Origin of the sequence: Acinetobacter sp. 40AMC3-4 (genome assembly GCF_049898185.1) — a bacterium.
Lineage (GTDB): Bacteria > Pseudomonadota > Gammaproteobacteria > Pseudomonadales > Moraxellaceae > Acinetobacter.
The window spans coordinates 241,184-264,512 of the sequence record NZ_JAFCXG010000001.1 but is presented as its reverse complement, the minus strand read 5'-3'; the positions used below and the strand labels follow the sequence as shown (position 1 = coordinate 264,512).

The following is a 23,329-nucleotide window of genomic DNA, read 5'->3' as shown; positions in this document are numbered from 1 at the left end:
AAGAATCGGGAAAATTGATTATTTTTTTAAAAGTGAGCGAATCACATCCAAATAACTTGGCGGAGCATCGACATACTCACGCTCCCTTAACATCTGGTGCATTCTCGCCAGCTTTTGATGCGGAACAGAGGCCATCAAATGATGTTCAATATGATAGTTCACATGAATCGGGGCAACCAGAGCACGTGCCAACCAACCTGCACGAGTGGTTCGGGTATTACTAAGGGCAGAATGACTGGTTTCTAATCCGGCATGCTCAGCCATGGCTCGGATGCGGATAAACAGGGGAAATGGAGTGATATAGGCAAGAGGCCATAATAAATACAGTTTAGGATGTCCGCTGGCCCACAGTGCAGAAAAAATTGCTGCATTTGAGATCAGCATACCTGAACTATTTTTCAGCAGATTTTTTGCGAGTTCTAGATTGCTACGATCACCACGCAGAATTGGCTTGGGGTCGTTGGAAACACTCCATTCCAGTAATTCAAGATCCATCAATACCCGACCTGCAAGAAACTTAAGCCCAGATTGTCCATTCAGGTCACGGAAAAATTTCCTGAATAGTGAGCTTTGAGTAATGGGAAATTTTTTTACCAACCCCAAGTCAGGATCATCTGGCTGTGAGGTTTTAGCATGATGTTTCAGATGATAAGGACGATACTTGCTAACATCATTCCAGATCGGGCGTGCACAGAGCCAGTCGGTCAAATGAGTGTTTAACCATTTAGTTTTGAACAGGCTATGATGTGAGGCATCATGCATCAAAATAGCCATCGCAAGCTGGCGTCCCGCAAGAATGGCCAATGCCAGCGCGCACATCAGGACTTTCCCCCATGTAGGTAAATATTCCCAGCTATAGGCAACCGTACCAAAGGTCATGACAATTACGGTCCAGGTTGAACCTACTGCCCAGGCACCGTGTAAGTCTGAGGTCGTGGTGAGTTCTTTAATTTCATCACGACTAAAAAGTTCTGTGACACTGACCTTGCTGTTCATTCTTCTGCCTATATTTAGTTCTTATTGCTTTATTCAATATATTTGGATGAAATATTACAGTCAATTTATTTTTGTGTATAAAAAAGAAATAAATTAGACCCCTTGGTCTTTAAAATAGTGTTGCCATAAAAGTTGACCCTGTTTTTCTATTTTGCGGACTGCGAGCTCAAATTGTTGTCGGGCATCGGTGTCTATCCATTCTGCAGGAAGCAAAGGATCAGCACGTAAACTAAACAGGGCAGATTTACCTAGATAAAAGGCACTTTTTGCAGCCTCTGCTAAAGTCAGATTTTGGTAATTTTCAAACCAGTCGTTAATATCATGCTGTACTGCATGATAGGTCTGATGTAGCTCTTCGATATCCCATAAATCACGAATTTCGGTTTCACTTTCCAGTTGACTGACTTGGAAAAAACGTGCGTCAGGATCTAATCCAAACTGGATTACAGCTGTTTTTAATGGACTTAGGTTTAGCGTTAAATTATCGGGACGAATAAAAACATTTTGCTCTAGTTCCTGAAAACCATAATAACGCAGCGCTTTTTCTCTTTTATATAAGGCGGTACGGTCTACACGTCCCAAAGTGCCGGTATAGACCAATACATATTTTCCGTTCCATGTGGTCGCCGTTTGCATATCAGGGTGTTTGTTTAAGCTGATAAAAGAAGTATCGAATTTTTTCTCTAGCAATTGATACACGCCGCGTTCCACAGCTTGAATGAAATTTTCCTGATTTAATCGAGCCACAGCGACACGGATACCATTGTCAGATATACCCAATAATTCAGCAGCAGCTAATATCCGCTTAATAGTCAAGGTTGAGTTCTTAGAAGCGTAGAGTAAGTCTAAAACAAGATGACGAGCATTCAATTTATAAGTCATGAAACGATATCGTTATGAAAGGGATTGAAAGTTTTAAAGTTTATCCACAATAGCACTTTGTCATGAATAACCCAAAAAAATTGTCAGGGTAAAAGAGGATGAATAAGTGATTTGAGATATACATTTTATTAATAAATTTTTTTCAAACACAATAAAAAAACCCTTATCTTTCGATAAGGGTTTTTCGTATTCTGGAGCGGGAAAGGAGACTCGAACTCCCGACCCCAACCTTGGCAAGGTTATGCTCTACCAACTGAGCTATTCCCGCAATGAGGTGAATTATAGAGAATTCCACAGCAGTGTCAACTCCCTATAAATCTGTTTGATTAATTAATCAGCACGACGCCAAACTGTACCTTGACGAGTATCCTCAAGTACCACGCCTTGATCAAGTAAAGATTGACGAATCTCATCCGCACGTGCGAACTCTTTGGCTTTCTTGGCATCCTGACGCTGTTGAATCAAATCTTCAATTTGTTCAGGTGACAATCCTAGAGCTTCTTGACCAATGTCAGATTTGAGGAACTCATCTACATTTTGCTGTACCAGACCGAGAATATTGGTCAGGTGACGTAAAGTTGCGTAGTAGATCGCTGCCTGTTCCGCATTTTCTTCTTTCACGGTACGATTCAGCTCTTTATTGATTTCGAACAATACCGCAATCGCTTCAGGCGTATTGAAATCATCACGCATAGCGGCATTGAAACGCTCAACCAAAGCCTCATCCAGAGTTTCAATCAGATGATCACCATAAACCGCCTGATAGGTTTTAAAAGAATGGTAGAAACGAGACAAGGTATTTTTTGCTTCTTTTAAGGCAACATCCGAGTAATTCACCGGGCTACGATAATGGGAAGAGACAATAAAGTAACGCACCACTTCCGGATGGAATTTTTCAATCACGTCGCGAATGGTGAAGAAATTGCCTAAAGACTTCGACATTTTCTCGCCATCGACATTGATGAATCCGGCATGCATCCAGTAATTAACATACTGTTCGCCAGTAGATGCTTCAGATTGTGCAATTTCATTTTCATGGTGCGGGAAAGTCAGATCAGCACCACCGCCATGAATATCGAAATGATTGCCTAGGCAGCAGGTCGACATTGCTGAACATTCGATGTGCCAGCCTGGACGGCCATTGCCCCAAGGTGATGCCCATGACGGTTCATTTTCCTTGGCATGTTTCCAGAGGACAAAGTCAAACGGGTGTTTCTTTTCGACTTCAACATCGACACGTTCAGACGCGCCGGCTTGCATATCTTCTAATTTACGGCCAGAAAGACGACCATATTTGGCAAACTTCTCGACCTCAAAGTAGACATCACCATTATTGGATGGATAAGCCGTACCTTTGTCGACCAGGTTGCTGATCATATCTTGCATCTGATCGATGTAATCTGTGGCTTTAGGTGCTACATCAGGTGCAAGGCAGCCCAGTTTGGCAAAATCCTCATTCATCGCATCAATAAAGCGGCTGGTTAGCTCTGAGATACTTTCGCCATTTTCATTGGCACGTTTAATAATTTTATCGTCAATATCCGTAATATTACGCACATATTTGACCTTCCAGCCTTGGCTACGCAGGAAACGGATAATATAGTCAAATGCAACCACTGTACGTGCATGTCCAATATGACAGTAGTCATACACCGTCATACCACAGACATACAGATCAATTTGACCTTCAACACGAGGTACGAATTCTACTTTTTTGCGTTGCTCTGAGTTATATAGAACAAATGGTTGCATAGCTGTTCAAAAGACTTCAAATAAAAGGATGAATCATCTTAACCTAAGCATAATTATTCATAAAGATAAAAGCGTAAAAAGCCTCAGTTATTTAGGGGAGTTAGGCAACGAGAGTGATTTATAAAGAAGGGGTTCAGGAAGTGAAATAGCGAATATTGAGCTTACATTTTCAGAGGCAGTGTTTGCCAGTCTGATGGAATTATATTTGAATGAGTCTGGTCTGATTTGACCCAAACTTATTTCGGATAGCGTAAGCGTGTTACCCTAAAAAATAAAAACAAGTGCCTTTTACAGCGTCAAAAATGGAGCGAATGTAGAGGCGGAGATACCAGATTGTGCAAGTTGAATACAATCTGAATATATTAAAAATCCGTCGAATCTTCTACATTTAGAAAGCTTACAATTGCATAGCTATGCTAAAATTGCGAAAATTATGCCCATCAAACCAGAGTTTTTCTCTGTCCTTAGCGTAGGTAAACAGGCTTTGAATCCACAAAAAACAGCGAATCAACTAGATTTCCAGAAAGTCGCACTTGAAACACTGCGCATCGAAGAAAATGCACTACAGATTTTAGCAACACAGATTGATAACCGGTTTAGCCGGGCATGTGAAATTATTTTACAGTGTACTGGCCGTCTGGTGATTACCGGAATGGGCAAGTCAGGTCATATTGGCCGTAAAATGGCGGCGACCTTTGCTTCGACCGGAACTCCCTCATTCTTTATGCATCCAGGTGAAGCCGGTCATGGCGACTTGGGTATGTTAGTGGCTGGTGATGTGCTGATTGCGATTTCAAACTCGGGCAAGAGTGATGAAATCATGATGTTGATGCCACTCATCAAACATCTGGAAATTCCGCTGATTACCATCAGTGGTGATGATCGTGGTCCAATGCCACAAAATGCTGATGTAGCTTTGACGTTGGGTAATATCCAAGAAGCCTGTCCACTGGGTTTAGCGCCGACATCGTCAACGACGGCAACATTGGCTTTGGGTGATGCTTTGGCGGTGGCTTTACTGGACGCTCGCGGCTTTACCTCAGATGATTTTGCACGCTCACATCCTGCAGGTGCGCTGGGTAAGCGTCTGTTATTGCACGTGAAGCATCTGATGCGTACTGGCGCAGATTTACCTAAAGTCTCGCCAGATACCGCCATGAATAAAGTATTGTACGAAATTTCCAACAAGCGCTTGGGCTTAACCACAGTCGTCGATGAAAATGATGTGTTGCTGGGGATTTTTACCGATGGTGACTTGCGTCGCTTGATTGATAAGCAGCAAGGTTTTGATGTCAATCTGGCTATTCAGGACGTGATGACCAAAAATCCGTTGACCATTTCTCAGGAAGCACGTGCAGTGGTCGCACTGGAACGTATGAATGAACATAAAATTAATCAATTTGTAGTTGTTGATGATGCCAATAAAGTCATTGGCGTGATTAGTATGCATGACCTGATTCAGGCTGGGGTAAATTAATAAATGGCATCTTATGTATTATTAGAGCAGGCACGTCATATTGCAGCACTGGTGCTTGATGTAGATGGTATTTTAAGTGATGGCTTTGTAACGCTGACCAATACTGGCGATGAGATCAAATCCTTTGATATTCGTGATGGTCTGGGCATGAAACTGGTTCAACAAGCAGGAATCAAGGTGATTATTATCACCGGACGTAAAAGCAATATCGTAGAAAAGCGTATGTCGGATCTGGGTGTTGATCTGGTCTATCAGGGCCGTGAAGACAAAGGTACAGCACTTCGTGAAGCCTGTGCGCAGCTCAATATTGATCCTGAAGATTGCCTGTACATGGGCGATGATTGGCCTGATCTGTCTGCTTTTGCCATTGCGGGCATGAAAGTGACCGTGCCTAATGGTCATGTCGAAGTTCGCCGCCGTGCCGATCTGGTGACTCAGGCGCAGGGTGGACGTGGTGCGGTGCGTGAAATCTGCGATATGCTGTTAATGTCCAAAGGCATGTACCAAGAGTTACTTGAAAAATATACTCGTGCGCCTTATTAATAAGTCATATCTTTTGGATTAAGTACACCGCTTATGGATACTAAAGTTTTATATATTACGGCCGTGATTATTGCCGCAATAAGTGGTGGTTATTACTATTACAGCGGCAAGGGCAACAAGCTGCAGGCAGACTCTGCGCGCAGCATGACCTATTCCGCTCAAAATATTAACTTAACCCAGACGGATGAAGCAGGCCAGGTGTCGGTTCGTGCCCAAGTGGACCGACTTGAGCAGAATCTGCAGCTAGAAACCTCAAAGCTGGAAAATCTGCAAGCATCGACTTATGACAATGGTAAAGTCGATGCGACTTTCTTTGCCAAAATGGCGCATGGTTATGATGACAATACAAAAGTTGTACTCTCTCAAGAAGTGCTCGCCACCAAAATCATGCAAAATGGGAAAATGCAGTTTCGTACTGAAGAACTGACTGCTTTTCCGAAAACACGTGAAATTGAAACAGACAAGACAGTGATTGTGGAATCTCCACAGGCTGAATTTGTCAGCCAGGGTCTTAAAGCCAATCTTAATGATGGTCAATACGAATTCTTTAATATTCGAGGAAAGTATGAACCAAACTCCTAAAGCCAAAATGATGCACACTTTCCTGAAGCGTATGACGCTGGCGACTGTGGTTGGACTCGGTTCAATCGCTGCTTTTGCACTGCCATCTGACCGTAACCAGCCAATCACTTTGCTGGCTGACCGGGCGACTTTCAATGAGCGGACGGGTGTGACGACGTATTCGGGCAACGTTATCATTGAACAGGGCACCATGAAGCTGCAAGCCAATTCGATTGTGGCCAATCTGAACAATAAGCGTCAGATCAGCCTGATTACAGCGACAGGCAGCCCGGCACAGTTCCAGCAAAAAGTGGATCCGGCCAAAGGTCTTGCCAAAGGTCAGGCGCAGAAAATTGTCTACAATGCTGAAACCGGGATTATTACCTTGTCAGGTAATGCCTTCCTGCAACAGGACGGTGCCAGTATTCGTGGTGCGACTTTAAAATACAGCATGAACAAAGGCGATATCGAAGCTACCGGAACACCAAACAAAACCGGTTCATCGTCTGGCCGTGTACAAATCGTGATTCCACCCTCTAGTTCAACATCCTTCCCGGGAGCGCGTGATTAATGGAGCAATCGCAGCAGGTTCAAACCTTAACCATTAAGCATCTGGCGAAAAACTATAATAAACGCTGGGTAGTGAAAGATGTGTCGTTCAGCATGGAAAGTGGCCAGATTGTTGGGTTGCTGGGACCAAATGGCGCCGGTAAAACCACCAGTTTCTATATGGTGGTCGGTCTGGTGCGGATGGATAAGGGGGAAATCTATCTCGATGATCTAGATCTTTCCGACCTCGCAATGCATGAACGGGCACGTAAGGGAATTGGTTATTTGCCGCAGGAAGCTTCGATTTTCCGAAAACTGACAATTTCCGAAAATATTATGGCGATTCTGGAAACCCGTAAAGATATGACCAAGGCACAACGTCAGCAACGTCTGGCGGAGCTATTGGCAGACTTTAAAATCACCCATATCAAAGATTCTTTGGGCATGAGCGTATCTGGTGGGGAACGACGTCGTGCCGAGATTGCGCGTGCACTTGCGGCTGACCCAAAATTTATGCTACTCGATGAGCCTTTTGCCGGTGTCGATCCGATTTCGGTTGGAGATATTAAGGATATTATTACGAACTTGAAAGATCGCGGAATTGGGGTGCTGATTACCGATCATAACGTGCGTGAAACGCTGGCGATTTGTGAGCATGCTTATATTGTCAGTGAAGGCGCATTGCTTGCTGAAGGCACACCAGAAGAAATTCTGGCGAATGAGACCGTGAGAAAAGTTTATCTGGGTGATGATTTCACTGTTTAAATAATCCTGCTTTATATAAAAACCCTGCATCAGACGCCAGTTGTCGGATGCAGGGTTTTTTTTTTGATCAAATCAAAGTGAAAAAGATTTCTTTTAAAGGGATTTGATATATGGTTAGGCTAAAACAAGAAACATCACATAATTATACGATTTAGGGCAGAACACTTTAAAAAAAATCAGGGGAAAACAGATCAAAAAAGAAGGGGATTGATACTTCTTCTTTTGCCTTTATCTGTGTCTTTAGGGCATGCAGAAAGCTCACCCCATTATTTTACCAATCTCAAGAATAGCTTAGGTCAGCTGATTGCACCCAAACCGACACGATCAGCACACACCATTGATATTACCTCGCTCGGTCATTATTCATTAGATACATCAAAAGTAGCTGAGCTGCCGCAAATTACCCGGCCACAGTCAGGACAGCCAGCTTTAAGTTCTACGATCACAGCTGGCATTCCACAAAAAATGAATCTGGTGGAAGCCGTACACTGGGCAGTGCAACGACGTCCTGAAATCACTCAGAGTATTTCGACATTATCTGCGCAGGCTGCGAATATTGATGTAGCGAGATCAGGTTATTATCCGCAGGTGTCCGGTGGTATCGGGACAGGGGATCTCACTTCCGGTGAACATAGACGTCAAATCGTTTCTTTGAATGCCACCCAGATGCTGTATGACTTTGGCAAAATTAAAACCAATGTCAGTGTAGAAGAAGCCCGTTTGGCAGAAGAACAGGCAAGAGTGCTGGTTAGTTTGGATCAGATTGCATTTGAAGTAGCAGATGCAATAGTGAATATCAAACGTTATCAGCAAATCACCCAGATTGCCCAACAGCAGATTCAGGGCATTGGACGGATTGCAGAAATTGCCAATTTGCGTGCCCGCGCCGGAATCAGCAGTCAGGCCGACCCGATTCAGGCCCAGTCCAATCTGGAAGCAGCGCAATCGAATCTGATTGTACAGCAGACCCAGCTCAGACAATATCAACAACGCTTGCGTACCTTGCTAGGATTTGATGTATCCACTGTTGAATGGGATATTCCTGATCGTATTGTGGCACAGGCCGATCTTTATCAGGATCCGGAATTTACCCAGATTCCGAACATGATTCTGGCCCATGCCGGGGTCAATGTTGCCCGTTTGCAAAAAGATCAGGCGCGGCTAAGCCCTTATCCGACCATTAGTGTTAAAGGTAGTCTAAGTCAGGCGATGAATGGACGGAATCCAAATAATAATGAAGATGATGGCTTTTATAATTCAGTCATGATTGAAGCCAGCAGTAATTTGTATCAGGGTGGTGCAACGCGTTCACAGACCCGTGCCGCAAGCTATGCCGAAGAAGCTGCACGCGCACAGGTCAATACGGTCTATCTGGATGTGCAGGATCAGGTGCGCTTGATCCGCGAGCAGATTGAAAATAAACAAAAACAAATGGGGGTTTTATCCCAGCGCCGCGCAACCACGGTACGCACCAAAGAGCTGTATCAAGAACAATATAAATTGGGTACCCGAACCGTAGTGGATTTGCTGAATGCAGAGCAAGCCATTCATAGTGCCGCGCAGGAAATTGAATCGGCACGCTATGACATTTACTCGGCGATCGTACAGTACATTCAGGTCACGGGCCGTACACGGGATATTTATGCGCTTAACAGTATTTCTATTCAGGGGTTTGAAGTTCAGCCATGAGTACTACAATAATAAATTATCAACCTTGGCTTCATGCAGTTTTAAATATTGCCAGGCATTACCGGATCGAACCTTCTGAGGAGCGGATTCGCCTGCAACTGGACTGGAATCAGCATCATGACATTGATGACATGCTCAAGATTGTCAGTCGTCAGATGGGTTTAAATCTCCGTAAAAATAAATTTGAGCGCAGCCTGCTGAATCCATGGCGTTTACCTTTAATGGTTGAATTCGATAGTGGTGATGTGGGCGTGATTGAACGCATCGATACACAGGGCAATGTCAGCATACAGCTCAGTGGTGATGAAGGTTTATCTCAAAGCTTTACAGTTGAGCCGTTAGAGGTTGGCATAAAGCATCTTTATGTGCTGCGTCCTGAATCTTCAGTTCCAGATGCGCGGGTGGATGAATATATCAAACCCTTTGAGAAAAACTGGTTCTGGTCGATTGTCCTGAATGACTGGAAGCGCTATATCGATGTGATGTTTGCGTCTTTAATTGCCAATATTCTGGCATTGGCCACGATAGTCTTCTCGATGAATGTCTATGACCGTGTCATTCCATCACAATCCATTCCGACGTTATGGGTGTTGGCAGGTGGTGTACTGATCGCTGCGATTTTTGAGTTTGTATTACGGGTATCCCGTATTTATCTTTCAGACATTATTGGTAAACGCGCGGATTTAAAAATTTCTGACCGGGTATTTGGTCATTCATTACGGATTAAAAACAGCGAACGTTCCAAATCAACAGGAACTTTTATTTCACAAATTCGCGAGCTGGAAGGCGTCCGCGAGCTGGTGACTTCAACCACAGTTACGGCCATTGCCGATCTGCCATTTTTCTTCCTGTTCTTAGGCATCTTCTGGGTGATCGGTGGTAATCTGTTCTGGGTCATGTTACTCGTTGTGCCCTTAATGATTCTTCCAGGGATTCTGGCGCAGAAAAAACTGGCACAGCTGGCCCAGTTGGGGATGCGTGAATCTGCCATCCGCAATGCCTTGCTGGTAGAAGCTGTACAAGGAATTGAAGACATCAAGCTGTTAAGAGCTGAAACGCGTTTCCAGAATCAGTGGAATCATATGAATGAAGTGTCAGCCGATGTCAGCATGCAGCAACGTAAAATTGTCGGCTTGATGACCGCCTGGACCCAAAAAATTCAGGGACTGACCTTTGCGATTGTGGTTTTAGTCGGGGCTTTTGCAGTGATGGAGGGTGATATGACCACGGGTGCACTGGTGGCCTGTTCAATTCTTTCTTCACGCATGCTGGCACCAATTTCACAAATTACGGGCGTACTGGGTCGCTTGCAACAGGCTAAAGTGGCCAAATCAGGTCTGGATGAACTCATGAAAAAACCGGTGGACCAGCCGGATTATTCGCACCTGATTCATCGTCCGGCACTGGATGGGCATTATGAGCTCAACGGTGTGGTGTTCAAATATGGCGATGATGATCCGAAACCGAGTTTGATGATTCCCAAGCTGGAAATCAAGCCCGGGGAGAAAATTGCGATTCTGGGCCGTAATGGTGCAGGAAAATCGACCTTGTTGCAGCTCTTGTCTGGGATGCAGACACCGTTACAGGGCAAGGTCAAGCTGGATGGTGTTGATCTGACCCTGATTGATCCGTCAGATGTACGTCGTGATATGGGCTTGCTGAATCAGAACTCACAGTTATTTTATGGTTCAATCCGTGAAAACCTGACTTTGGGTGCACCTTTGGCCACCGATCAGCAAATTCTGGAAGCCTTACAAATTACCGGTGCACTGGGATTTGTACAGGAGAAAAAAGAAGGGCTGGATCATATCATTTTAGAGGGTGGTGTCGGCTTTTCTGGTGGACAGCGCCAAGCCTTGTTATTGGCGCGGTTGTTGATTCGTCAACCAAAGATTTTGCTACTGGATGAACCGACCGCTGCCATTGATGATGTGTCAGAAAAACAGTTGATTGATCATCTTAAAGGGTATTTAACCCATCGTACGATGATCGTCGCCACTCATCGCCGTGCGGTATTGGAACTGGTGGATCGTATTCTGGTGGTCAATGATGGCAAGATTGTGATGGATGGACCACGGGATCAGATCCTGAATCAGTCGCAGGGTGGTAATAAGCGGGTTGTGGGAGCAAGTGCATGAGTGAACTACAGCAACTAAAATGTTCCAGCAAGGTCAGCTTTCAGGAACCGCCATTACCCAAATCAAGTGTCATCATCTGGATTATCGGCATTGGCCTACTGGTATTACTGACCTGGGCCTGGTTATTCAAATTGGAAGAAGTATCTACCGGTACTGGAAAAATAATTCCATCATCCAAAGAGCAGGTGATTCAGTCTCTGGATGGCGGTATTTTGACTAAACTTAATGTCAAAGAAGGTGAGATTGTCGAGCGTGGGCAAGTATTGGCCCAGCTTGATCCGACCCGCTTTGAATCCAACGTCGGTGAATCAGAATCCTTGCTGGTGTCATCACGTGCCACTTCAGCCCGTTTACGTGCGGAAGTCACCGGCGCACCGTTGGTCTTTCCTGAAGAAGTGTTGAAATACCCCAAATTGGTTAAAGAAGAAACGGCCCGGTATCAGTCGCGTCGAGCCAATTTGCAAGAATCTGTTGCAGGCCTGGAACAGGGTTTGTTACTGGTGCAGCAAGAACTGGAAATGACCGCTCCCTTGGTCGCCAAAGGGGCAGCCAGTGAAGTTGAAGTGTTGCGTCTAAAACGTGAAGCCAATGACCTGCGTAATCAGATGAATGATATCCGTAATCAATATTATGTGAATGCGCGGGAAGAATTGTCCAAAACCAATACTGATGTAGAAACCCAGCAACAGGTGGTACGTGGCAAGTCGGATACTTTGAGCCGAACTGTTTTTAAATCACCGGTTCGCGGTGTCGTCAAAGAGATTGATGTGATGACGCTGGGCGGCATGATTCCACAAAATGGCAAGTTGATGACCATCGTGCCACTGGATGAAAAATTACTGGTTGAAGCACGAATCTCGCCGCGTGATATTGCCTTTATTCGCCCTGATCAGGAAGCATTGGTTAAAATTACAGCTTATGATTATTCGATCTATGGTGGGTTGAATGGTAAAGTTGCGATGATTTCACCGGATACCTTGCGTGATGAAGTCAAGCAGGATCAATTTTATTATCGGGTGTATATCCGTACCGATAGCGACAAGCTCAGCAATAATGCCGGGCAGGAGTTCAATATTACTCCAGGGATGGTGGCCACCGTGGATATTCGTACTGGTTCAAAAACCGTGATGGATTATCTGATCAAGCCATTTAATAAAGCCAAAGAAGCCTTGCGTGAACGGTAATATTTGCCAAGCAATTGAGTAAAACAATCGATCAAAATCAGGCCTCTCCGTGGAGAGGCTTTTTATTTGTCTGTGCAAAGCGGGTATACTGCAGCAGTGAGAGTTTAAAGCCTGAAGTTATGCCATTTACCATTGCCAGCCTGGTCAGTTTTGAGGAAGACATCAAAAAAAGCCGCTTTCAGGCCTTTGCCACCCCTGTTGAGAATGAGCAGGACGTCAAAGATTTTCTGGAAACTTATCGTGATCCAAGCACCACGCATCAATGCTGGGCCTGGAAAATTGGCCATCAGGTACGCTTTAATGATGATGGTGAACCTTCAGGCACAGCGGGACGCCCGATTCTGGCGACCATTGAAGGCAATGAGCTGACCAATGTGCTGGTACTGGTCAATCGCTGGTATGGCGGGATCAAGCTGGGAACAGGGGGCTTGGTACGTGCCTATGGCGGCTGTGCTGGACAATGTTTGTTGTTGGCAGAAAAAATTGAACTGATTGAAAAGAAAAAGGTGCAATTTTCCTGTCAATTCAATGAGTGGGCCATCTTTCAATATGAGTTGAACCAGCAACAGATTGACTATCAGGAAGAATATACAGCTGAAGGAGTACAGGTCAGAGCCTTATTTCAGTTACATCAAATTCAACCTTTTGCCCTAAAAATTCAAGATGTGACCCGTGGCCGGGAACAGCTCAAAATCATAGAAGAAGCGACAGATGACTGACGTAGATCCATTACTGAAATATCGTGAGCAGCATAAACATCGCCTGAATTATATGCCTTGGCTGTACTGGTCCTTAAAGCCGAAAAATCGCGGTTGGGCAGAAGCGTGGCAAAAGGACTATCAGGCTTATCTGATGGAGATGGAAACCGTCGAGATTGGTGAAAACTGTTTTATTTCACCTCTTGCACATATTTTCGCGGAGCCGGGACGCAAAATCATTATTGGTGATAATACCTTTATTGCCGCAGATTGCACCTTGCATGGCCCTCTGGACATTGGGAATGAAGTGGCGATTAATCATCACTGTATTCTGGATGGCGGTCGGGTGGGGATTAAACTGCATGATCAGGTGCGTATCGCCGCTTATTGTCATCTTTATGCCTTTGATCACGGTATGGATCTGGAGCAGCCGATTTATCAGCAGCCAGTACGTTCGCAAGGCATCGAGATTGGTCGGGATGTATGGCTGGGTGCACATGTCGGTATCAAGGATGGAATTAAAATCGCAGATCAGGCCGTGGTGGGAATGAACAGTATGGTGACCAAGGATGTCGAGGAGCGCGCGATTGTCGCCGGTAATCCGGCCCAATTCATTCGCTATCGTGAATAAGCTTTTGGAAGTCAATTGCTTGACGCAACAGCCTGACTCAGAAGATAGATCGATATGTTGATCTATATTTGTTCACATAAAAGTTAACATATTTCAAGTCAAGCCTTACAGATTTCGCTGCACATTTTTGAATGCTTATGCTAAGTTAAAAATAACTAAGAAATTTTTATCATAAATAGAAGAGAGGCTAAACATGAAACGTGTCATCGCCTGCATCGACTCATCACCATGTATAAACGCGCTGGCAGACGCGGCGGCATGGATTGCCAAACAGACTGGCCGTGAACTGGTCCTGTTACAGGTTTTGGATTATTACCCGGCCAGTTATCATCTGGGGGAAATCAGTGGGGTTATTGGCTTTGAAAGCAATGCCATGTTACTCAAAGAGTTGGCTGAGCTTGAACAAAAACAAAGTGAAATTGCGCTGGATTATAGCAATAACCTGCTGCAACACATTTCCGAGCGGATTCTGGCAGAACATGGTATTCAAACCACACATATTCAGGAAAAAGGTGATTTTCTGGAACAAAGCTTCCAGATCCTGCAGCCTGATGATATCGCAGTAATTGGATTACTCGGTGAACGCTCCGCTGAAAAAAACAAACCGATCGGCACCAATGTCGAAAATTTTATTCGTGGGGCAAACTGTACCGTGATGACTGTCGGAGGACAGTTTAAGCCGCCGACACGATTTATTTTCGCCTATGAATATTCACCGACCTGTATCAAGATGATGAAACGGATTGCGGAAAGTGATCTGCTGCGCTTATTGCAATGCCATTTGTTATATATCGGTGATCATGCTGAGATTCTGAATGAGCCTTTGCAATATTTAAATCAGGCTGGTTTAGATGTGGTGCCACAATACCGCTATGGCGATGTCGCAGAAAATATTTTGACCTATCAGCAGGAACTCGGAATTCAGCTGATCGTGTTGGGTGCATTTAGTCACAGTAAAATTCACCAGTTCTTTTTGGGCAGTATTGCGACCACGATTTTCCGGAATTCAAAAGTGCCTTTACTGGTTGCGAAGTGAGAATTGCATATAATAGCCAAGCGCGAAGTCTAATCGTAAATTGTTACAGCTTGATTTAAAAATGACCAGAGTTATCCTCATATATTGTGGATAACTCTGTGGTTAATATTTATAAGTTAATGTTATTTATGGTAAATATGTCATTGGGTGATTTTTGTTCTTCTTGTTTTATTTCACAATCGCGAGTGCAAAACCATCATGTCCTTTGCTGCCAACCGTTTGTAAAGCAGTGCATGACAAGATACGTGGATGATTTTGAAGCGCTTTAAACATGTCACGAATGCCTTCAATACTTGGTTTATTATTGTCCGGGTTAATGATTTCGCCAGCACGAATCACATTGTCCAGAAAAATAAGTGTACCTGAGTGCGACAGGTTTAAACTGAGTTCCAGATATTCCGGATAACTCTGTTTGTCTGCATCAATAAAGATGAAATCGAAAGCTTCCGTATCTTCAGGCAGGGCTTTAAGCACATCTGCTGCACGGCCGCATTTCAGTTCGACGGTCTGTTTAAGCTGCGCGCGATCAATATTTTCCTGACCCATCGCTGCATGAGTATCACGTCCTTCAATGGTCAGGATATAGCCATCATCCGGCAAAGCACGTGCCAGCCACATGGTGCTATATGCTGCAAATGTGCCGAGTTCCAGTATACGTTTACATTGGTTCATCTGGATTAGCATCTGCAACAACATGCCTTGATTCGGTGCTACAGCCAGGTGATCAGGAAAACCGTGCGCTGCGGTATTCTCAAGAGTTTGATTCAGAATAGGGTCTTCAGGAATTAAATGTGAATCAATATAGTGATCAATGTCTGTCCACATTTGTTGCATAGTCTTAGCACCTCGATTGCGATGCGTGCATTTTAAACTTTTCGCGGCAGAGCGCAATTTATTGTTCTATAGGTGATGATTTTTTAGGCTCTACAATGTCCTGAATGAACTTTGTAGAGTGGTTGTCATGACTTAGTAATTACACATCGAGGAATTACGGCCTAAACTCGGTCCCCAGGTACGATAACCTTGGGTATCGATGTGGATTTGACCTGAAGCATACATGCCAAGTCCCATATTCAGACTTTGACCATGCTGTACCCAGAACTGACACAATTTGAACTTGGTATTTTCAATATAGCTATAATCTTGTGCCTGCGGATATTCAGGCCCAATCCGGAAATCGATGGCAGAGTTGTACAGATGGCGTGAAGAGTTGGCACCACCGGCACACTGGTTTAAAGGCAGGTCACGATAGACTGACGTGACTTCAAAATCAGTCAGTACATTGGCTGCAACCAGATATTTAAAGACTTTTAAAGTTGGGATCTGATTGGCCCATAATTCACGGCTTGGAATCATGTATTGGGAACGGCCACACTTGGCCCAATCACGTGCAGTACGCATCAATTCGAAACTCGGAATGATATTGCCAACCCCATGACGTTCCAGAAAAACCTCATATTCACGCACGCGTGACAAATTATCCAGTGCCGATACCCAGTGGGTATACACATAAGGCACAGTTTTTGGGTGGGCTTTACGATCGTATTGAACACGTTCTTGTGGAATGTAAATCCGTTTTCCAGCAGGTGTGGTGGCCTGTCCAGGTTGTTTTGTGGTCGTGGTACAGCCCACAAAAACAAGAGGAATTATACAAAGACTCAATAATCCCTTTAACAAGTTCTTCATTTATAGAAATCAGATATTTACAAAATAGCGCTATTTTAGACTAAATATAGGGAGAAATTTGGAGAATATTGCAATGAAATGTGTGCGTTGAGTATAAAAAAGATCAGCATTTGCTGATCTTTTAAAGTTTAAACTAATTACTTTTCAAGATATTGTAATTTGTCTGCTTTGCCATTCCATTCTTCACGGTCTGCTGGCTGGTCACCAATTTGTGTGATATTTGGCCATTTTTGTGACAGGTCAGCATTCAGTTCAATAAAGACTTCCTGACCTTCTGGTAATTCGTCTTCAGAGAAAATTGCATTTGCCGGGCATTCAGGTTCGCATAACGCACAGTCGATACATTCGTCCGGGTTAATCACAAGGAAGTTAGGACCTTCATAGAAACAGTCTACAGGGCAAACTTCAACACAGTCTTGATATTTACATTTAATACAATTTTCAGTGACAACGAAGGTCATGGCGACAGCTACCTAAAAAATATGGTTCTAATTACGAATGCTGTATTTTAGGCAAAAACAGGGGGAACTAACAATTCCTTTTATTGATATTTGTTATATATAGGGCTGTTAAATTTGAAAAAAGGTCGCATACCGATGAATTACAGCATTCATCGGTATGTTCAGCACTTTGACCCCATACCAGATGAGGTCGAGGACCGAGAATTAACTTGGCTGTTTGATCAGGTCTTTGAGCGCATATAACTGCTGCAAGGCTTCCCGTGGCGTCAAACTGTCTACATCGATATCTTCAAGTAAGTCCAGTGCAGGCGATTCTTTCTCAATTTCGATGATACGCTCTACAGGCTCTAAAAATTCAGGCATTGCAAACAGATCATGCTGCGGGCTCAGTGGCTTGGTCTGATGCTGTTTTTCCAGAATCTTTAAGCGGTTTTGCGCTTCTTTAATCACTGCAGCTGGAATGCCTGCCAGTTTGGCAACCTGCAAGCCATGACTCTGACTGGCCGGGCCATGTTGTACTTTATGCAATAAAATCAGATTGCCATTCAGCTCTTTGGCCGTGACATGGTAGTTATTAATGGCATTTTCCTTATCCAGTTCAGTCAGTTCGAAATAATGGGTAGCAAATAGACATAAACATTGAATGCGTTTGGTCAGATCCAGCACACAGGCCCAAGCCAAAGACAAGCCATCATAGGTACTGGTTCCACGGCCAACTTCATCCATGAGTACCAAAGACTGGCTGGTGGCATGATGCAGGATTTGCGAGGTTTCGGTCATTTCCACCATAAAGGTTGATTTGCCGGTCGATAAATCATCGGCAGAACCAATACGGGTAAAGACACGGTCAACCGGACCTAAAGTTGCAGCTTGCGCTGGAACATAGGCACCACAATAAGCCAGCAACACGATCAATGCAGTCTGGCGCATAAAGGTGGATTTACCACCCATATTCGGGCCGGTAATGATGGCCATGCGATGGGAAAAATCCAGTCGCGTATCGTTCGGAGTAAAGGCCGATTTACTGAGGGCTTCTACCACTGGATGTCGTCCAGCAGTGATACTTACACCGATTTCAGGGCTAAATTTTGGACGCGACCAGTTGCGTAAACGCGCCTGATGGGCAAAATTAGCAATCAGATCAATCTGGGCAATGGCGCTGCTCATCATCTGTAAACTGCCGATATCCTGACGCAGTTCATCCAGCAGCATTTCAAACAGCATTTTTTCACGGGCCAAGGCACGCGATTCGCTTGATAAGACTTTGTCTTCAAATGCTTTCAGTTCAGGTGTGATGTAGCGTTCGGCATTTTTCAGGGTTTGCCTACGAATATAGTGCTCGGGTGCCTGTTCAGCCTGTGCGCGGGTCAGCTCAATATAATATCCACTGACGCGGTTGTAGCCAATTTTCAGTCCCGGAATGCCGCTTTGTTCACGCTCTTTAATTTCCAGATCAATCAGGAACTGGCTGGCATGATCACGAATCTGACGTAGTTCATCGAGTTCACTGTCAAAACCTTCTGCAATGACATTACCATCACGAAGCAGGACGGGTGGATTTTCCACAATGGCGGACATCAGACGTTGATGTAGATCATGGAAGTCGCCGAGTTCTTCATTGAGTTGTACTAAAAGTTTGGACTGTTGCTGACTGACAATCGGTTGCAGGGCATGGCGTAAAAATGGAATTTGCGCGCAGGCCTGTCGCAATTGCACCAGATCACGTGGACGGGCACTGCCAAGCGCAATACGGCTCAGCACGCGTTCAATATCGCTAATTTCTTTTAGTACCAAACGTACAGGTACTTCGTGGAAACCTTGCAGCAGGGCTTGAATGGCATCCAGGCGCTCATCCAGCAAGGCGGTATCGCGTAAAGGTTGCATCAGGGTGCGACTGAGCAAGCGCCCCCCCATGGCAGTCTGGCAATCATTGATCAGCTGAAATAAGGATGTCCCATGTTCAAATAAAGGCTCAATCAGTTCAAGATTACGGCGTGTCACCGGATCCAAAGCAATAAAATCTGAACTCTGTTCTAGCTGAATCGTGCGGATATGCGGTAACGCAGTTTTCTGGGTTTCTTTGGCGTAGTGAATCAGTGCCGCTGCGGCTGCTTTAGCCAAAGGTAAATGATCAATTCCGAAACCTGAAAGCGTGCTGACGGCAAACTGGTCACATAAGGTTTTTTGTGCATTATTCAGGTTGAAATCAACATTTGGACGTTTGGTGACCGAGATATCCAGTTGCTGTTTGAGTTGTTCGGTCAATGTCGGATCAGCGATATTTTCATCCAGCAGAATTTCGCTTGGCATCAAACGTGCCAGTTCAATCATGAGCTGGTTAAGATCATAATCCTGCTGCTGTACTTTAAATAAGCCAGCGCTGAGATCGAGAAGTGCAATGCCAATCTGACTCTGCTGAATACATAAAGCCACCAGATTCGAGCTTTGATGTGCACCGAGCATGGCATCATCGGTCAGGGTGCCCGGCGTAATAATCCGAACTACACCACGCTCAACCGGTCCTTTCCCAGTAACCTCGCCGATCTGCTCGCAGATCACCACGGTTTCGCCTTTTTTGACCAGACGTGCCAGATAGCCCTCGGCTGCATGATAAGGCACGCCCGCCATAGGAATCGGCTGACCATTGGCTTTACCACGATGGGTCAGGGTAATGCCTAAAATCTTGGCTGCCTTGTGTGCATCTTCAAAGAACAGTTCATAAAAATCACCCATACGATAAAACATCAAAGAATGCGGATGCTGCATTTTCACCGACATGTATTGCTGCATCATGGGCGTTAAGGTAGAAAGATCAGCCATAATTTCTGAACTGGTCATTAAAAATAAATCCTTTCAACAAGAGATAAATGCAAATACTGCTCAATAGGCTATGCAGGAAAATTTAAAGCACGTTTTCAGTCTGGCCAATCCCACATGATTGAGCACAGGAGATCGAAAATGTGAAATGAATCTGCTGATTCAATTCAGCTTTAAAGCTGTATTGCAGCAAGTCTATCAAATTTAATTTTTAGAAAGAAATGAAATTCCAGATGAATCTTTAAGTCAGCGCTCAGATCTGCCGCTATGGCTTCTTATTCAGCACTATTTGCAATTTTAAAAAAAAATAAACCACCGGATGCGAACATGCGGTGGTGAGTCTCAATCAAGACGATAGATTATTCCGGATCATAAAGACCAAGGTCGGTCAGATGTAATCTGAGAATCCGGCGTAATTCCAGCACGGCTTCAGGCGTTTCCTGAATCGAGTGGCCACCCTTAATGACTTTGCTAGATACGGCACCTTCCAAGTAAGCACTTTCGTATGAAACAATGCCATCACTCATCAGTTTAGGGTCTTTTGTATCTACCGTATTGCCGATAATAGAATGAAATTTGATATTTTTAGAAGGCTGAATATCCTTTGTTAATGCAGTAAATTTCGAATTTTCACTCAGATCGCTTGGGCCATTCTGAATCAGGTCATGTCCCAGTTCTTTGACAAACTCGTTTAACCCGATCTCACCTTGCAGGGTATCGGCAAAGGCACCCAAAAATGCGCCCGGTATGCGGATAATTTTACGGGCCAGTTTAGTATGCCAGCGATCGGCATATTCCGTCCCACGATGCGGTGTCGCTAAGAAAATGGCCCGGGTGAAATTCGGAATAGGTTGCATTTGCAGGCGTGCTTTAAAGAGCGGGTTATCCTTAAATTGTGCAATGCGGGTATTTTGTACCAGCTTGAATGCATCTTGGGTAATATCGGCCTGACTGACCATTAAACGGGCAATTACACCTCCCATACTGTGTCCGACCAGTACCGCATCTTTTTTGGCTGGCGCATTGTTCGCAACCCGGGCAAAGCCTTGCTGAACCAGTGCATTAATTTGAAAACGGCTTTCCAGAATCGGCATATTAGTAGAATAAAATACCTGCCAGACCTGGAAATTTTCTCTTAATACCGGATCACCCATAATGTCGTTGGTCAGACGAATCCAGGCTTCAGGACTACTGGCCAGGCCATGAATCAATACCAGCACTTTCTTGTCCGGATTATAAGGTTCCAGCATGTACAGGTGCGGCATGCTCAGACTGTCTTCGCGATTAATCAGCGTCAGATAGGCTAAACGCCCCAGATTGTTCTCGGCCAGCCATAAACCGTAAGGTGCGGAAAAGTTGGCGGCTAGCGCATATTCTTTCGAAGCTACTTTGATCTTTTCATGTTTATAAGGGTCATACAGTTTCAGGTGAAACTCCGAAGTAGATAAAATCTGTTCAGTCGAATTCGCGGATTTTGGTACAGCAGTAATGGTGGTCGCCAGATAGCGTGCTGAATGAATGTTAGGATTTTTACCATTTGGATAGTTGTGCTTGAGCGGATCGACAATATATTTTTTATCCTGCTCGTTTTGCTGTGCTTCAGGTAAAACCACTAAAAATTCTGAACCAAAACCATCACGACGAGTAATGGAACGTAGGCCGGAAAAGTTCATGTTATAGGTGGACATCAGCTGTTCAATGGTCTGGTTTCTCAGCTGCGGAAAATTTTCCAGATCAATGGTGTATACACTGTCACCGACCTGAATGCGCTGGCCGGACTGTTTGGCTTCATAACGTTCAGCATAGCGTTGAATCAGATGAGCAATCGCCAGGTTATAAAAGTCACGAATCTGGACCTGGCGGTTATCAAAAATCCGCTCTTGCGGCGCACGCTCGGTTTTAAATAGATAGGCATAGCTATAACGAATGCTTTTATCCAGCATCGTGAGCTGCTGATCCAGACATTTCTGGATATTCTGTTTGTGTTGTTGCTGTTTTTCCGGTGACCGGGTTTTGTTTAAGACACCGGTGTTACATTCGGCAGACTTGGCATTTTGTAAGGAGTTGGCGAGATATAATTCACTTGCTGTAGAAAGCAATTGTTCATCTAAAATCTGGGGAATACTTTTCAGATCTTCCACACATTCTTCGGGCTGATCAATACAGATCTGGGCTTCACGACCTGTCATGGATAACACATTCAGACTGGCTTCACTGAGCTTGTCGCGGGTCAAGATGCTGTCACGCTCATTGTTCAGCGTGACATTAATAGCCTGTTCCTTAACACTGACCACCTGACAGCCGCTGAGTACGCTGGTGATGAGTAAAGTGCACAGCATTAATCTTTTATTTATTTTTTCGTGCATAAAACTTTTCACTGAATTCAAGTTATAAAGCGGGATAATGTTTTGTATTTTACTAATTTTTTCCCATAAAAATAGACCGCCGTAGCAGTCTATTTGTAATCAAATTGAAGCGAATCTTGTTATGGCGTTACCGGTGCTGTTGCTGGCTCTGCAACCGGAGCAGGTGTTGAGCTTTGCAGAATTTGCCAAACATTCCAGCGGCCATTTTTCTCAATTTCCTGAATCAGGCGGTCAGCCACTTCAGCTTCTTGCGGATATTTCACCTTATAGTTCGCCAAGGTTTGAGTGGCATTTTTCTTCTGTTCCAATGCAATATAATTATTGGCTGCAGAAAGATAAGCCTCCTGAACGCCAGCTTTCATGGCTTTGTCCAGATAAGCGATGGCTTCACGTTGACCACCGCCTTCAGACAGACCAAAACCAAACCAGAAGTTGACCTCAGGATCATCTGGATTAATTTTGAGAATACGCTGGGCATAGGTCAGGGAATTGGTGGTATAAACTGAACCTAGATCCAGGTTACGTGCCATCACGCTGGCTTTAAAAGCACGCATCAACACATCAAAAGAGGCATTTGGACGGGCTGCTAAAGTATCCAGTTGTCGGGTGACTTCACGCAATTTGGCTTCAAAACCACGGCGTTCCTGACGATCGCTGAAACGTGGTGGATAATGACGTGCCTTACCTTCGACCATTTGCAGGAAATCGTCAATTTCGGTGATATCGATTTCATTTGAATTGGCAAGTGCTGCATAACGCATTGCACGTGTATTGCTATCTACCACTGGAATAATCAGTTTATTCACATCCAGGGTCAGTTGCTTGGATGGATCATTAGGATCCGTCACCACCATCTTGGTTACAGGCTGCGCTGCAGCTTTTTTCAAATGCACTTCAAATTCAGGTGGTTCATTATAATTGAATGGATTTAAAGCATAAAATGGTGGGCTCAGTTCAGGCTCTACAAAAACCACTTGGTCCACAGGTTTCTCAGCAGATTTCTGAGGAGTGGTGGAACACGCAGTAATTGTGAATGCTAAGCAAGCAAGTGCCAAGGGCTTAAAGGTCATAATAGTCATCCATTCTGTTATTTTTAAA

Annotated in this window: 20 protein-coding genes and 1 tRNA gene; 11 read left to right on the top strand and 10 right to left on the bottom strand. The window is 44.5% G+C overall.

Annotated elements, in window-relative coordinates; genetic code table 11:
• Positions 1-18: 18 nt before the first annotated feature.
• The 4 genes from ACP7BU_RS01215 to cysS all read right to left on the bottom strand — a co-directional run bounded on the left by ACP7BU_RS01215 (position 19) and on the right by cysS (position 3,630).
• Positions 19-996, bottom strand: a complete 978-nt coding sequence (locus ACP7BU_RS01215; protein WP_348939681.1) for a fatty acid desaturase family protein — start codon at positions 994-996, stop codon at positions 19-21.
• Positions 997-1,089: 93 nt separating this feature from the next.
• Positions 1,090-1,878: a PaaX family transcriptional regulator C-terminal domain-containing protein gene (locus ACP7BU_RS01210; protein ID WP_224215710.1), complete on the bottom strand. Its 789-nt coding sequence runs from the start codon at positions 1,876-1,878 to the stop codon at positions 1,090-1,092.
• 192 nt (positions 1,879-2,070) lie between these two features.
• Positions 2,071-2,146 (bottom strand) — tRNA-Gly (locus ACP7BU_RS01205).
• A gap of 62 nt (positions 2,147-2,208) precedes the next feature.
• Positions 2,209-3,630 carry a cysteine--tRNA ligase gene (cysS, locus tag ACP7BU_RS01200; protein WP_180087252.1) on the bottom strand — a complete coding sequence of 474 codons (1,422 nt, stop codon included), beginning with the start codon at positions 3,628-3,630 and terminating at the stop codon, positions 2,209-2,211.
• Between the two features lie 433 nt (positions 3,631-4,063).
• Between cysS and ACP7BU_RS01195 the strand changes: the two genes are divergently transcribed.
• The 11 genes from ACP7BU_RS01195 to ACP7BU_RS01145 all read left to right on the top strand — a co-directional run bounded on the left by ACP7BU_RS01195 (position 4,064) and on the right by ACP7BU_RS01145 (position 14,901).
• Positions 4,064-5,107, top strand: coding sequence for a KpsF/GutQ family sugar-phosphate isomerase (locus tag ACP7BU_RS01195; protein WP_425878194.1), 1,044 nt, complete (start codon positions 4,064-4,066; stop codon positions 5,105-5,107).
• 3 nt (positions 5,108-5,110) lie between these two features.
• The gene (locus tag ACP7BU_RS01190) at positions 5,111-5,650 is read left to right on the top strand and encodes a KdsC family phosphatase (protein ID WP_004279958.1); all 540 of its coding nucleotides are present in this window, start codon (positions 5,111-5,113) and stop codon (positions 5,648-5,650) included.
• A 33-nt stretch (positions 5,651-5,683) separates the two neighbouring features.
• Positions 5,684-6,232 (top strand): LPS export ABC transporter periplasmic protein LptC, encoded by a 549-nt coding sequence (gene lptC / locus ACP7BU_RS01185; RefSeq protein ID WP_213687166.1) that lies wholly within the window; start codon positions 5,684-5,686, stop codon positions 6,230-6,232.
• Positions 6,216-6,782 carry a lipopolysaccharide transport periplasmic protein LptA gene (gene lptA / locus ACP7BU_RS01180; RefSeq protein ID WP_004646679.1) on the top strand — a complete coding sequence of 189 codons (567 nt, stop codon included), beginning with the start codon at positions 6,216-6,218 and terminating at the stop codon, positions 6,780-6,782. The genes lptC and lptA overlap by 17 nt, the downstream gene beginning before the upstream one ends.
• On the top strand, positions 6,782-7,525 hold the full coding sequence (lptB, locus tag ACP7BU_RS01175; protein ID WP_005107230.1) for an LPS export ABC transporter ATP-binding protein: 744 nt from the start codon (positions 6,782-6,784) through the stop codon (positions 7,523-7,525). Before lptA ends, lptB begins: the two co-directional genes overlap by 1 nt.
• Positions 7,526-7,732: 207 nt before the next feature.
• Complete coding sequence (locus ACP7BU_RS01170) at positions 7,733-9,214, top strand: TolC family outer membrane protein (protein WP_425980801.1); 1,482 nt, start codon at positions 7,733-7,735, stop codon at positions 9,212-9,214.
• Entirely contained in the window at positions 9,211-11,352 is a 2,142-nt protein-coding gene (locus ACP7BU_RS01165; RefSeq protein ID WP_425878198.1) for a type I secretion system permease/ATPase, read from the top strand. The genes ACP7BU_RS01170 and ACP7BU_RS01165 overlap by 4 nt, the downstream gene beginning before the upstream one ends.
• Positions 11,349-12,536 carry an HlyD family efflux transporter periplasmic adaptor subunit gene (locus ACP7BU_RS01160; protein ID WP_425878200.1) on the top strand — a complete coding sequence of 396 codons (1,188 nt, stop codon included), beginning with the start codon at positions 11,349-11,351 and terminating at the stop codon, positions 12,534-12,536. The genes ACP7BU_RS01165 and ACP7BU_RS01160 overlap by 4 nt, the downstream gene beginning before the upstream one ends.
• Before the next feature lie 119 nt (positions 12,537-12,655).
• Positions 12,656-13,255: an IMPACT family protein gene (locus ACP7BU_RS01155; protein ID WP_004279947.1), complete on the top strand. Its 600-nt coding sequence runs from the start codon at positions 12,656-12,658 to the stop codon at positions 13,253-13,255.
• The gene (locus tag ACP7BU_RS01150) at positions 13,248-13,865 is read left to right on the top strand and encodes a DapH/DapD/GlmU-related protein (protein ID WP_425878202.1); all 618 of its coding nucleotides are present in this window, start codon (positions 13,248-13,250) and stop codon (positions 13,863-13,865) included. Before ACP7BU_RS01155 ends, ACP7BU_RS01150 begins: the two co-directional genes overlap by 8 nt.
• A gap of 193 nt (positions 13,866-14,058) precedes the next feature.
• The gene (locus tag ACP7BU_RS01145; protein ID WP_425878204.1) at positions 14,059-14,901 is read left to right on the top strand and encodes a universal stress protein; all 843 of its coding nucleotides are present in this window, start codon (positions 14,059-14,061) and stop codon (positions 14,899-14,901) included.
• 168 nt (positions 14,902-15,069) lie between these two features.
• Here ACP7BU_RS01145 and ACP7BU_RS01140 read toward each other — a convergent pair whose 3' ends face one another.
• The 6 genes from ACP7BU_RS01140 to ACP7BU_RS01115 form a co-directional block, all read right to left on the bottom strand.
• Entirely contained in the window at positions 15,070-15,735 is a 666-nt protein-coding gene (locus ACP7BU_RS01140) for an O-methyltransferase (RefSeq protein WP_004646686.1), read from the bottom strand.
• Positions 15,736-15,867: 132 nt separating this feature from the next.
• Entirely contained in the window at positions 15,868-16,587 is a 720-nt protein-coding gene (locus tag ACP7BU_RS01135; RefSeq protein ID WP_004279938.1) for a D-Ala-D-Ala carboxypeptidase family metallohydrolase, read from the bottom strand.
• A 137-nt stretch (positions 16,588-16,724) separates the two neighbouring features.
• Positions 16,725-17,048 carry a ferredoxin FdxA gene (fdxA, locus tag ACP7BU_RS01130; RefSeq protein ID WP_004279936.1) on the bottom strand — a complete coding sequence of 108 codons (324 nt, stop codon included), beginning with the start codon at positions 17,046-17,048 and terminating at the stop codon, positions 16,725-16,727.
• A gap of 204 nt (positions 17,049-17,252) precedes the next feature.
• Complete coding sequence (gene mutS, locus ACP7BU_RS01125; RefSeq protein ID WP_425878207.1) at positions 17,253-19,886, bottom strand: DNA mismatch repair protein MutS; 2,634 nt, start codon at positions 19,884-19,886, stop codon at positions 17,253-17,255.
• A 338-nt stretch (positions 19,887-20,224) separates the two neighbouring features.
• Positions 20,225-22,231: an esterase/lipase family protein gene (locus ACP7BU_RS01120; RefSeq protein WP_425878209.1), complete on the bottom strand. Its 2,007-nt coding sequence runs from the start codon at positions 22,229-22,231 to the stop codon at positions 20,225-20,227.
• 119 nt (positions 22,232-22,350) lie between these two features.
• Positions 22,351-23,301, bottom strand: coding sequence for an ABUW_2363 family tetratricopeptide repeat lipoprotein (locus tag ACP7BU_RS01115; RefSeq protein WP_253147897.1), 951 nt, complete (start codon positions 23,299-23,301; stop codon positions 22,351-22,353).
• Between the last annotated feature and the right edge of the window lie 28 nt (positions 23,302-23,329).

Excerpts from the sequence above, each read along its gene's own strand:
- cysS (WP_180087252.1), bottom strand. The coding sequence starts at position 3,630 with ATGCAACCATTTGTTCTATATAACTCAGAGCAACGCAAAAAAGTAGAA.
- ACP7BU_RS01210 (WP_224215710.1), bottom strand. The coding sequence starts at position 1,878 with ATGACTTATAAATTGAATGCTCGTCATCTTGTTTTAGACTTACTCTAC.
- ACP7BU_RS01155 (WP_004279947.1), top strand. The coding sequence starts at position 12,656 with ATGCCATTTACCATTGCCAGCCTGGTCAGTTTTGAGGAAGACATCAAA.
- ACP7BU_RS01120 (WP_425878209.1), bottom strand. The coding sequence starts at position 22,231 with ATGCACGAAAAAATAAATAAAAGATTAATGCTGTGCACTTTACTCATC.
- ACP7BU_RS01165 (WP_425878198.1), top strand. The coding sequence starts at position 9,211 with ATGAGTACTACAATAATAAATTATCAACCTTGGCTTCATGCAGTTTTA.
- ACP7BU_RS01115 (WP_253147897.1), bottom strand. The coding sequence starts at position 23,301 with ATGACCTTTAAGCCCTTGGCACTTGCTTGCTTAGCATTCACAATTACT.
- lptC (WP_213687166.1), top strand. The coding sequence starts at position 5,684 with ATGGATACTAAAGTTTTATATATTACGGCCGTGATTATTGCCGCAATA.
- lptA (WP_004646679.1), top strand. The coding sequence starts at position 6,216 with ATGAACCAAACTCCTAAAGCCAAAATGATGCACACTTTCCTGAAGCGT.
- ACP7BU_RS01150 (WP_425878202.1), top strand. The coding sequence starts at position 13,248 with ATGACTGACGTAGATCCATTACTGAAATATCGTGAGCAGCATAAACAT.
- lptB (WP_005107230.1), top strand. The coding sequence starts at position 6,782 with ATGGAGCAATCGCAGCAGGTTCAAACCTTAACCATTAAGCATCTGGCG.
- ACP7BU_RS01135 (WP_004279938.1), bottom strand. The coding sequence starts at position 16,587 with ATGAAGAACTTGTTAAAGGGATTATTGAGTCTTTGTATAATTCCTCTT.
- ACP7BU_RS01190 (WP_004279958.1), top strand. The coding sequence starts at position 5,111 with ATGGCATCTTATGTATTATTAGAGCAGGCACGTCATATTGCAGCACTG.
- ACP7BU_RS01140 (WP_004646686.1), bottom strand. The coding sequence starts at position 15,735 with ATGCAACAAATGTGGACAGACATTGATCACTATATTGATTCACATTTA.
- mutS (WP_425878207.1), bottom strand. The coding sequence starts at position 19,886 with ATGACCAGTTCAGAAATTATGGCTGATCTTTCTACCTTAACGCCCATG.
- fdxA (WP_004279936.1), bottom strand. The coding sequence starts at position 17,048 with ATGACCTTCGTTGTCACTGAAAATTGTATTAAATGTAAATATCAAGAC.
- ACP7BU_RS01145 (WP_425878204.1), top strand. The coding sequence starts at position 14,059 with ATGAAACGTGTCATCGCCTGCATCGACTCATCACCATGTATAAACGCG.
- ACP7BU_RS01195 (WP_425878194.1), top strand. The coding sequence starts at position 4,064 with ATGCCCATCAAACCAGAGTTTTTCTCTGTCCTTAGCGTAGGTAAACAG.
- ACP7BU_RS01160 (WP_425878200.1), top strand. The coding sequence starts at position 11,349 with ATGAGTGAACTACAGCAACTAAAATGTTCCAGCAAGGTCAGCTTTCAG.
- ACP7BU_RS01215 (WP_348939681.1), bottom strand. The coding sequence starts at position 996 with ATGAACAGCAAGGTCAGTGTCACAGAACTTTTTAGTCGTGATGAAATT.